At 56.2% G+C, this 10,923-nt stretch carries 7 protein-coding genes; 4 read left to right on the top strand and 3 right to left on the bottom strand.

The window, feature by feature from the left end; all coding sequences use genetic code 11:
* Positions 1–205 precede the first annotated feature (205 nt).
* The 3 genes from AB7F10_RS12780 to AB7F10_RS12790 all read left to right on the top strand — a co-directional run bounded on the left by AB7F10_RS12780 (position 206) and on the right by AB7F10_RS12790 (position 4,816).
* Positions 206–3,571, top strand: a complete 3,366-nt coding sequence (locus AB7F10_RS12780; protein WP_428561495.1) for a type ISP restriction/modification enzyme — start codon at positions 206–208, stop codon at positions 3,569–3,571.
* Positions 3,572–3,857: 286 nt separating this feature from the next.
* Positions 3,858–4,370, top strand: a complete 513-nt coding sequence (locus AB7F10_RS12785) for a hypothetical protein (RefSeq protein WP_428561497.1) — start codon at positions 3,858–3,860, stop codon at positions 4,368–4,370.
* Between the two features lie 11 nt (positions 4,371–4,381).
* Complete coding sequence (locus tag AB7F10_RS12790) at positions 4,382–4,816, top strand: hypothetical protein (protein WP_428561500.1); 435 nt, start codon at positions 4,382–4,384, stop codon at positions 4,814–4,816.
* 13 nt (positions 4,817–4,829) lie between these two features.
* On the opposite strand, the gene AB7F10_RS12795 is transcribed toward AB7F10_RS12790, so the two are convergent.
* Positions 4,830–5,846 carry a tyrosine-type recombinase/integrase gene (locus AB7F10_RS12795; RefSeq protein ID WP_428561502.1) on the bottom strand — a complete coding sequence of 339 codons (1,017 nt, stop codon included), beginning with the start codon at positions 5,844–5,846 and terminating at the stop codon, positions 4,830–4,832.
* 304 nt (positions 5,847–6,150) lie between these two features.
* Between AB7F10_RS12795 and AB7F10_RS12800 the strand changes: the two genes are divergently transcribed.
* Positions 6,151–7,509, top strand: a complete 1,359-nt coding sequence (locus AB7F10_RS12800) for a tyrosine-type recombinase/integrase (protein WP_428561505.1) — start codon at positions 6,151–6,153, stop codon at positions 7,507–7,509.
* Between the two features lie 75 nt (positions 7,510–7,584).
* On the opposite strand, the gene AB7F10_RS12805 is transcribed toward AB7F10_RS12800, so the two are convergent.
* A complete protein-coding gene (locus AB7F10_RS12805; RefSeq protein WP_428561507.1) occupies positions 7,585–9,888 on the bottom strand; it encodes a hypothetical protein in 2,304 nt (767 codons plus the stop codon).
* A gap of 80 nt (positions 9,889–9,968) precedes the next feature.
* The gene (locus tag AB7F10_RS12810) at positions 9,969–10,772 is read right to left on the bottom strand and encodes a hypothetical protein (RefSeq protein WP_428587161.1); all 804 of its coding nucleotides are present in this window, start codon (positions 10,770–10,772) and stop codon (positions 9,969–9,971) included.
* Positions 10,773–10,923: the final 151 nt, after the last annotated feature.

Consider the following 10,923-nt stretch of genomic DNA (forward strand, 5'->3'; position numbering starts at 1 on the left):
GGCGATATCAGGGGTGCGGTGTGTTTTGAATGTCGATGTGCTCCGCACCATATTAGTCGTTATTGCGCACCTCGAAAGCGGTCGGCGTCCGGTTGAGCGTGATGAAGCTTCTGGAACTGTAGGAGATATTAGGATTCGATGCTGCATCTGGCGTAAAGCGCATCGAGAAAATTAAAGGTCAGAAACGATTAGGTATGGGGTGGGGATGAACCTTACTGATCTTGAAAATTTTGCGGATGGCCTGAAGACGAAGTTTTCACTTCCCGGCGCGGCTTCGCCCGAAGATCAATTAAAGCCAGCTGTTGCCGGTCTCATAAAGGCTGCCGGTGTCTCGTATGGTCTAACCGTCGAAACGCGCACCGAAACACATTTGCCGGAACAGAAGGTTCGCCCGGACATCGCGATCTATGTAGGCGGACTAATCTGTGGCTACATCGAATTAAAAGCTCCCGGCCTTGGGGCGGATGCTCCGAAGCTCAAAGGCGAACACAACAAGAAGCAGTGGGAAAAACTCAAGGGTCTGCCGAACCTCATCTATACGGATGGGCGGGAATGGGCCCTTTATCGTAGTGGTGAGCGCTCGAGCGGCCAGCCCATCGTGCGCCTGCACGACGATCCGACTGAGAAAGGCAAGGCTGCGGTCGCCAAAGAAAATTCTGAGTTTCTGGAGCGGTTGTTTCGCGATTTTCTTGGTTGGCAGCCAATCGTTCCGCACAATCCTCCCGGCCTTGCTAAATATCTTGCGCCTCTGAGTCGCTTCCTGCGGTCGGAGGTTGAAAACGCGCTCGGACAGTCCGGCTCTGCCGTTGAACTACTTGCCAATGAATGGCGGCAATTTTTCTTTCCTGATGCCGACAATGCCAAGTTCGCAGACGCCTATGCTCAGACGGTAACTTACGCGATGCTGCTCGCACGCCTCTCGGGTGCGACCAAGCTGGAACCAATCGAAGCGGCCAAGACGCTCGACAAGAACAATGGCCTGCTGGCCCGGGCATTGGAACTCCTCGGCCAGAACGCGGCGCGTGACGAATTGGCGGTAGGCTTCGAGATGCTGCAACGTTCGCTCGAAGCTCTAAACCCTGACGACTTCCTGAAATCGAAGCCTGATCTCTGGTTATATTTCTATGAGGATTTCCTTGCGGCCTATGACCCCAAGCTGCGCAAGGACTACGGGGTTTATTACACTCCACGAGAGGTTGTGGAATTACAGGTCCGCCTTGCTAGCGAGCTTCTGGAAAAGCGATTCGGCAAGAAGCTTGGATTTGCCGACGATGGCGTGGTGTTTCTTGACCCCGCAGCGGGCACCGGCACCTATCTCGTGGCGGCGGTCAAACATGGTCTGGAAAAGGTCAGCGCAAAGTCCGGTGCAGGCGCGGTGGCCGCCCGCGCCCACCAGATGGCTAGCAACATGTATGCCTTCGAGATTTTGGTGGGGCCTTATGCTGTTGCGCATTTACGGCTGACTCAAACGCTGGAAGGCGCGGTGAACGAGGTGAAGGCAGCGGGAGACTCAGAGGAAAGGCTCGCTCATCGACTCAACATCTTCTTAGCCGACACCCTGGAAAGCCCGAACAAGGCTCCGCCGGGTGGCCTCGACCTGACTCACAAGGCGTTGACGCAGGAACACGAGGCCGCGCGCAAGGTAAAGCAGGGCGGCGATATTCTCGTTTGCCTTGGTAATCCTCCCTATGATCGGCAGACAATAGAAGAAGGGGATACAGCCACGCAACGCAAAGGCGGTTGGGTCCGGTTCGGGGATCAAGTTAAGGGTGGCGCGAAGCAAGAACAACAAGGTGCCCGCGCGATCTTTAAGGACTTCACTGAGCCGGCGACGAAAGCTGGCGCGGGTGTCCATCTCAAGAATCTTTATAATGACTATGTCTATTTTTGGCGTTGGGCATTGTGGCGGCTGTTTGAGCAGCAGAAATGCGGCGGCGTTGTAACTTTCATCACGGCGTCAAGCTATCTGGCAGGACCGGGGTTTGTAGGTGTTCGCGAGGTGATGCGGCGCACTTTCGATAATCTCTGGATCATTGACCTTGGGGGCGACAATCTCGGCACCCGCAAAACGCCCAACGTGTTCAATATTCAGACGCCAGTAGCCATTGCCATCGGGGTTCGCGCGGCGACACCGTCACCCGACAAGCCTGCTGAGGTGCGATATGTGAAGATCGAGGGGATTGCCCGCGAGAATAAACTGACCCAACTCGAAACTATCGCAGATTTGGACGATCTGATGTGGCGAGATTGCCCCGACGATTGGCACAAACCGTTCCTGCCAATTGGACAAGGCGATTATGCAGCTTGGCCCAAGATCGAGGATATATTCCCGTGGACTCACTCAGGGGCGCAATTCAAGAGGTCTTGGCCGATTGGAGAAACACAGGCTGTCCTCTCGCAGCGATATTCCAAGCTTATAACTGCGAAGCTCGAAGACCGAAAAACTCTTTTCAGAGAAAGTCGCGATAGGAAGGTCACTTGGCGACCAAGTAATAAATCTCTACCTTCCATCTACGAATTAACGCCGTCGAGCCTCCTCCCGCCGATCAGTCGCTATGCGTTTCGCTCATTCGATCGTCAATTCGGAATTATTGATCCGCGCTTTGGAGATTACCTCCGAGGCGAACTGCAGGAGACATTAGGGGCGCAGATTTTCATTACGACCTTGCTAACTACGCCGCTTGGGTTCGGCGCGGCTTTGATTGCGTGCAGTGATTTGCCCGACCTACATCATTTCCGGGGCTCCTTTGGCGGCAAAGATGTGATTCCTCTTTACCGGGACGCCGCCGGGACCGATCCGAATGTGACCGGAGGCCTGTTGGATACGCTGAGCAAAGAATACGGAACTGCGCCTAAGGCTGAGGACCTAGCGGCCTATGTCTATGCCATTCTCGGAGGCCAGTCCTACACTCGCCGCTTTTGGAACGAACTCGAAACTCCCGGCCCTCGCGTCCCGTTGACCAAAGATGGCTCGATATTCGCGGAAGCTGCAAAGTTGGGCCGCAGGTTGATCTGGCTGCACACCTATGCCGAACGTTTCCGGGGCGAGGGACGTGGTGACGAGGTTCCACACGGTTCAGCGAAGGCTATCAAAGGCGTCTCCGATGATCCAAAGAAATATCCCGAAGCCTTTGCCTATGACCCCTCCACGTTCGAGATTGCCGTGGGTGACGGGCGGTTCGGCCCCGTTGTGCCAGACGTCTGGGAGTTTGAGGTATCGGGCCTCAAGGTCGTGCAGTCATGGCTTGGCTATCGGATGGAAAAGCGGGCCGGCAAGAAATCCTCGTCACTGGACGACATACGTCCCGAACGCTGGACGGCTCGGATGAGCGACGAGCTTCTGGAGCTCTTGTGGGTTCTTGAAGCGACGTTGGCGGATGAACCAAAGCTGGAGAAGATTGTCGATAAGGTCGTAGCCAGTCCCTGCTTCATTGCCACCGATCTACCGAGTCCAACACCGGAGGAACGGAAAGCTCCCGGAACGGCCAGCACCGCTGGCGGTTTGTTCGAGTTTATGGGCATAGAAACGAAAGAGGACGAAGTGGATGAAAGCGACCAAGACGACGAGTGAACGAGTTTCTACTCAGGCCTCCCAATGGTAAGTTTGGTCACGAAAATTACAATTCGTGCGCTCATTGGCCGATGATAGGAGCGTTTTGTCGCAATAGGTCTGCGTATTAATTGGTAGGTCGCCTTCCTTTATATCACCGGGCTATTGTGTCTATTTTCCTTCATTTCCGAGGGGCGTCTTTCTGTTGTTGAGGCAATTAAGCTGCTGACATTGCGAGACACCCGTCTGTCTTAGTCTCGCTAGGCGGCGTATCCACATCGTTCATGGGTTAGATCGAGAGGGTGTTATGCGCGCAGCAACAATTAGCGCCAATATAACGTTGCGTGCCGTCATGGCCGCAGCTTTCATCCTTGCTTCCTACGCAGCGGTTGCTCAAGAGGCGCCGATGGCTCGTAAGCTGCGCGTTCGCAACGAAATCGAACAAATGATTAGAGCGCAATATGACTGGATGATTTCGCAGATGAAGCCCAGTGACGAGGCAACCAAGCAAATGGCGATAGAGGGCTTGAAAGGCTTAAGTTATATGAAGGCTTATGCGATGTATAAATGTGCCGTGAGTTGGGAGACTCAGAGCAAAAAAATGGAATGTCTCGCTGAAAACGAGAAGGCACTTCGTCGTTTTTTCCGATTGAGCGATTACGCGTCGGTGGTCCCGCCTGAGAGACAATTTCGATGTGAGATGAAGAACAGGTTGTATGATGCAGAGGTCGAATTCCCGCCATTTGAATTTCTTCGGAGTCAGCGTAGTCGTCTGCTTGATCAGCAGAAATTCTTCGAGTGTATGACCGGAGATAAATAGCGGTTCGATAAATGAAGAAAAGCACTTCTGTTCCGGTCAGGAAAAAACGCAAATCTGGCATTCCTACAGGGAATTCGGGCGAATATTTCGTGATGGGCGAATTGTTAAGGCGCGGCTACGATGCGCAACTGGCTGATCGAAATACCAAAGGGTACGATCTGTTGGTGGGCCGATCCGAGGATAAGGTGCTTCGTAAGGTTCAAGTCAAAACCGTTCGTGTGCCGCCGTGGTACGTAAACGTTGCCAGCTTTGAGGGCGATCTTCGCGACCAGGTCACGATATATGTTCTGCTAGGCAAGGAAGACGGCCAAAAGCCCGTTCGGTATTTTATCGCTAGAAATCGCGAGCTAGCCAAATACGTACACAAACCACCGAAATGGACAGCAAATGCGTTTATGCTGCTGAAGTCTGTTGAGCCATACGAGGATCGGTGGGACGTCCTCTGAAAAGGGACTATACCTAGCTTTTACAAGTGGTTGATCTACGGGCTTCGTCGTATTGGCTTAACTTGTGCCGAACCGTATCCCGCATCGCATGGGCATAGCGAAACAGCATTCGCGGATCACGATGGCCGCTAATCAGGCTGACTTCTGGCACCGTTAGACCTCGTTCGAAGAATCGGCTGATCGCCTCGTGGCGAAGGTCGTGGAAATGCAAATCGGGAATCTTGGCCCGCTCTTTCACGCGCTCCCATGACAGTCGAAAGGCATTGGCTGACAGTGGGAACACCAGAGAGCCGCTGTGCGGCGTCAGGACTATCAAGGCTCTTGGCGTGAGCGGAATCACTCTCGAATGGCCATTTTTGCTGCTAGGGATGAGCAGCGAAGGCTCCGCAAAATCGATATCCCGCCAGCGCATCGCGAGGATTTCGCCTCGTCGCATCCCGGTCTCGATGGCAAAGATGATGATCCGGCCGACAATGCTGCTGTGACGGGACTCGGCGGCTCTGAGCAGGCGATCAAGCTCCCCCTTGCGTAATCGGCGTTCTCGCCTTGCTGAGTTGTCCTGTATTGCGATCTGTTGGAGGGGACTGTCGATCGGTAGCCCCCAATCGCGGCGCGCAACCTTGAACAGGTGCTTGAGCGGGACAAACTGCCGCCGCACGGTTGCCTGGCTGACCGTCTTCAAGCGCTCGTCGCGATAGGCAGCGAAGTCTTTTGCTGTCAGTGAGCCGACAGGTCTTGCACAAAGAGCCTTCTGGTCGCGCAGGAAGGCGTTGAGTACGATTTTCTCGGTGTGGCTTCCGCGATGGTGGATAGTGATTTCGTCGCGATAGCGCTCCACCAGCGATCCCAATGTCAGGCCGTCGAGAACCTTGAGATCAGGCGGCAGATCGCGCCTGTCGGCTTGGACCTCCATCATGCGCGCCCAGGCTTCGGCATCCCTGCGCTGATGAAAGCTCTTGCTGAGGGGAGGGCTGCCTTTGCGCCGGACCTGAACCTGCCAGCGCTGTCCCCGCCTTCTGATTGTCGCCACGCGCCTTGCTCCGGTGTGACACAGCTGTGACAGTCACCGGAAGGGGCTGAGCAAAAGGCCGCTAAGCTCTTGGGATTGTTGGCGCGCCCGAAGGGATTCGAACCCCTGACCTCTGCCTTCGGAGCAATTTAGGCTGCCCTACGACGAAAATCGATGGGTTACGCCATGGTGCGCTATATTACTGAAATCGTTGATGAAATTGAAACGTGGGGCGGTTTGACGTATCCTGGGCTACGCCCTGATTTCGCTCCAACTGCTTACGTGGTGCTTACGCGAGCGAAGGGCATCAAGCCGGAGAAGTGCCGTGGCTAAGCTCAACAAGAGAGCGGTCGACGCCGCCGAATTTCGCGAGAAAGATTACGTCATCTGGGACGATGACCTGCCCGGATTCGGCCTTCGCGTATTCGCCTCCGGCAAGTGCAGCTACGTCATTCAGTATCGATCCGCTGGCCGCTCGCGCCGTTACACGATCGGATTGCATGGTGTCTGGACGCCAGAACTCGCAAGAAAAGAAGCGAAGATCCAGTTGGGCAGGGTGGCCCAGGGAGACAATCCTGCCGAGGAACGCCAACTCGATCATAAGGCGATCACGGTCAAAGAACTGTGCGATCTGTACCTGAATGATCTGAACGCGGGTCTCATACTTGGAAAAGGTGGTCGCCCGAAGAAACCGACGACGATCGTCACCGATACAGGCCGCATCCATCGCCACATTATTCCGCTCATCGGTACGCGGAGGGTCAAGGATCTCGTCAAGGCCGACGTCAACAAGGTCTTGAAGGACATCATGGCCGGTAAGACTCGCGTTTCCGTCAAGACAAAGAAACTGCGTGGGAAGGCCATTGTGCGAGGCGGCGCGGGAACGGCAACGCGCACTGTCGGCCTGCTCGGTGGAATCCTCACCTATGCTGTCGAAGCCGGCATCATCGAAATCAATCCGGCCCATGGAATCCGAAAGCCGAAGGACAACATTCGCAATCGCCGACTGACCGAGGCAGAGTATCGCACGCTCGGAGATATTCTCAGCAACGCCGCGAAGAACGAGAAATATCAAATGACGGTCGACATCATCCGGCAGATCGCTCTGACCGGGTGCCGCCGCACCGAGATGATCACGTTGCGGTGGACAGAGGCAGATACAGACGCGAGTTGCCTGCGACTGATCGACAGTAAGGAAGGCGCTTCGACTCGACCGATCGGCTTGCCTGTTGTCGAATACTTGGAAAATCGCAGGGTCGGCGCCGTCGGTACCTATGTCTTCTCCGGCCAAGGGGACGACAACGCGTTCGGCAGCTTTCCCAATCACTGGGAGAAGATTTTCGAGGACACGCCGCTTGCCGATATTACGCCGCACGTCCTGCGACACAGTTTTGCGAGTATCGGTAACGACCTCGGGTTCACCGAGGTCACAATTGCGGCCTTGCTCGGGCATTCCAAGGGCTCGGTTACGAGCAAATATATTCACACCCTCGACACCGCGCTCATCATGGCGGCCGATACGATCTCCGGCTACATTAACGGATTACTCGACGGCGTCGAGTTTAAGCAGACTGCCTATGCGCTCGATCGCGATTCCCGGAAGGCGGCGCTTGCCCGCTTCCTCTGCAGGGCGGCGGGTAAGGTTGATGTAGAAATCGAAGAAACGGAACGCCTTGCTGCTTAGAACTCTCAGCAAGGTGGGGGATAGCGCGCCGGTCCAGATGGAAACGAAATGTCCGAACCGATCGGGCAGTCAAAATCATTGCGGTTCCCGATCGGAAAGACCTGGCAGTCCCAGTTGTGCGTTCGCGTCATCGCCAGCAGCATTTCGCTGTGCGCCACTTCTGCGACGGTGGCGGCCATATGTACGGTCGTAACGCTCATCGAGGAGGCGGCGATTCTCCGCGCGCACGTCATATTCACCGTCGATCGGCTTCATCCGAGTAAGGCGCACGCCCTTGTTGTCGAGCGCCATGCCGAATGTATAGCGCAGCCGTGGGACGGCCGGGCCGGTCGGATCCAGTCGAATGATACCCCGGAAAAAGCAGGTGCCGTCCTGGTTCACTCGATGCAACTCGAACAGTTCGAGGTCAGGCTCGCGATGATAGATACCGGTTGCCCACTGAGTGTGGATGCCTTGGCCATTGCGTTGCCAATCATATGCGAGTCCCCAGAGACCGGCTAGCGCGTAGTGGCGGGCGAGTTGGCCGAGCCTTTCGCAAATCTGTGGTCTGTTTAAACTCGCATGCGCGGACCGCATTGCCGCACCAGGCGCACTGCCGAAGCGATCGAAGGACTGGGGAGTGCTGATTTTTGCGCAGAAGATGCCCGAGGAAAGTAGCCGTTCAACAGCGTGGTCGTCGCCGATCGCCTTCGCAAGCAGTGCAACCTCGCCGTTGTGCATCTGTGTGGAGTTCACGATGTCGTCGACATTGTCGAGCGTCACCACGAGTTCGGGCTCGAATCGCAACGCGTAGGAATGGCCGGCATATCGGATCGTGTGAATCGGCGACGGCGAATAATGAGCCGACGGACCGACTCTCCATCCTGCGCGCACAAGAGGCATGAGTTGGACAGGTGGTGTGTAGGCTTCTCGAGCGACAGGCTGATTGCCGGCAGTGAAAGCGACGACCCGAACGCGCTTCAACATCTCCTTGCGATGCTCTTCGACGACCACGATTTTTGCTTCTGGACTGCACGCTAGCGCCGCATGTTCGATCTCGTTGCAGGTCTCGCCGCTGAGCGGTCGATTGTGAAACGCCACTAGAACGATCAACTGAGCGCTGACCGCAGGATGTTTGGTCCGCTTGCTGGCGCTGAGCGCGTCATGTGCGGCTATCGCCCCGGCATTCTTTCCGCGCGATGCCATGGTGGTGATCGATGTACTTCTAAAGCTAGAAGTGGCCACGGTGAGAGCGCGGAGCGCTGCAAGGCCTGCCTCGCCCACATTGATGCAAGCGCGTAACGCGTGCGGTGTCCAGCGGCTGACCTCGGTGGTATGTCGTTTGACATGCGGATTAGAGCCAAGCAGTTCCAAATCCTCATCCTCAAACTCGGAGACCGCGCCCGCGAAGGCGATCCAGTGACAATGGCTCGCCAATTTCGAAAATCGCTGTGTCCCGATGATCGAACGCTGGTATTTCACAGTGCCCATCTCGTCGATCCGTGGGACGATTAGTGCGCCGGTCATCGAACTGCGGCCTGCCGAGGACTCCGCGATAGCAATCGCAGCGCTGATAAGTTCAGGATCATCTTCAATAAGTAGGAAGACGATTTCGCGCGGGTTTGCCACGCTTGTGGGGCTAATAATTCTACCGGCGGCCACCAAGTCGGCATGGAAGAGGTGGCGAACGTCGCGTAGTTTGCTTGCTGGTCCCGATCCTGCGTTGCGCAAGCAATGGATGATCGCGAGCCCGCTCGGCGGGATGGCCGCTGGTCCCCGCGGGATGGGTGTAACAGCGCTGCGTTGCTGGATTGTCAAGCGCGCGACGCCGAGGGCAGCGAAAATTGGCTTGAGGGGCGAGAGCCAGGCGGCGAATTCGCGATCGCCGCCTGCATTTTCAACTAGATTAACTGGAACACCGATCTGCGCGATGCCGTCGCGAGTGATGAGGTCAATCGCATCAATGCTTGATCGCAAGCGAGCATCTGGGCGCCTGAGGTTATCGTAAGCGGCTTGGCGGATGCGCGGCAGAAGGATAACTAGATCGCGCCAAAGATCGACCGATCTCGACCCGCATTTTGCTATGGTTTCGTTGGCGGATTTGATGTGCGTAGCGACGTCCGGCGTGCCGAAAAGCGTCGCGATCTGGAGCCGGACAAGAGGCAGGAAGCGTCGCTCGAGTGGCATAAGGTGGGAGCGCAGCGCTTCGCGCTCCTCAATGGCGCAGGTCCCGTTCTCCATCTGAAATGCCCAAAGCGCCAGATCGCCCGGACCACGGATGACTTCGAAATCGTGCGGCGAAACGAGCGCTTCGCCGATGTCGATGAGTTCGAACCCCTTGATCCGATCGTCCTCACCGATCTTTTGAACGTAAAGACTGTTGCTCTGAGTGGTCTTCAAGAACAGTGGCACCACAAACCCAGGCGGCACGCCGACCGGATCTATGGTTCCATAAAGGCGAAAACTTTCGACCGTCTGACTCAGAGATAGCCTCGCCGACGATAATAGTCCCTCACGATCGTATAGATGGAAGCGGTGTAGAGTTCCGGACGAAGGCGATCAATGAATGGGTATGGGATGACCTCTACCTCCATCGCGGTGAGCGATTTGGTGACTTCATCGCTGAGGAAGGCGTCTGGCAGGACAACTGCCTCGACGACTCCCCTAAGCGGGAGATCTTCCGCAATCTGAATTTCGACCGAGGAGATGCGCTCGTCGTAGTCATTCTCCTGGCGGTCGGTGATCAGCGCGTGATAGCTCGACGCCTCGAATGCGAGCGGTGGCAAGTCGACCGAGGCCACGGGCTTGTTGTCGTAGTAGCTTTGATTGTCGCTGAAAAAGAGCCGGATAAGACGCTGAGCAGAGGCCGGGTCGGGCTCCAGCGCGAAGTCGTCCCGCTGCATCTTGCGGTGCATCGAAGCGCGGAACAGATCGTTGTGAAATGCACCGCTGTCGAAAGGGAAAACTCGCTGCGGCGATCGGACTATGCCCGGCTTGAGCACAAAGCACACGGGCGCATAGGCCCGTATGGCCGACGCGAGGATTTGGCTGTTCACCCGGTACGAGGGCCGTCCATAGAAGAGGTATAGCAGCGGTTCGTTGTTGAAGACCGAGCAAGGCTCAGCCGATAGGTAGCCGTCTTTGACAATCGAGCGGAATCCCAGGCCATCGCTGATATGTACCGAGGGCAGTTCGCTGAGATCGACCGGTTGCTCGTTCACGAGCTTGCGAAAATCATCCGATGGCGGACGTGTGGCCGGTGCCGCCGGTTTGGGCGGCTCCACGCCGCCAGGTGATCGTGAGCCTCTCTTCATACCGCGATGCTACCAGATTTGTCGCCGTGTACCCCGTCCTACGGCTTTCGTGATTGACGCCATCCCGCGACCTTCTCGATTTACGAGCGCATTTGCCGAGTTCCCGCTTCAGTATAGTTTG

Origin of the sequence: Pseudolabrys sp., from assembly GCF_050250095.1 — a bacterium.
Lineage (GTDB): Bacteria > Pseudomonadota > Alphaproteobacteria > Rhizobiales > Xanthobacteraceae > Pseudolabrys.

Coding starts and splice junctions, on each gene's coding strand:
- AB7F10_RS12780 (WP_428561495.1), top strand. CDS start 206: ATGAACCTTACTGATCTTGAAAATTTTGCGGATGGCCTGAAGACGAAG.
- AB7F10_RS12785 (WP_428561497.1), top strand. CDS start 3,858: ATGCGCGCAGCAACAATTAGCGCCAATATAACGTTGCGTGCCGTCATG.
- AB7F10_RS12790 (WP_428561500.1), top strand. CDS start 4,382: ATGAAGAAAAGCACTTCTGTTCCGGTCAGGAAAAAACGCAAATCTGGC.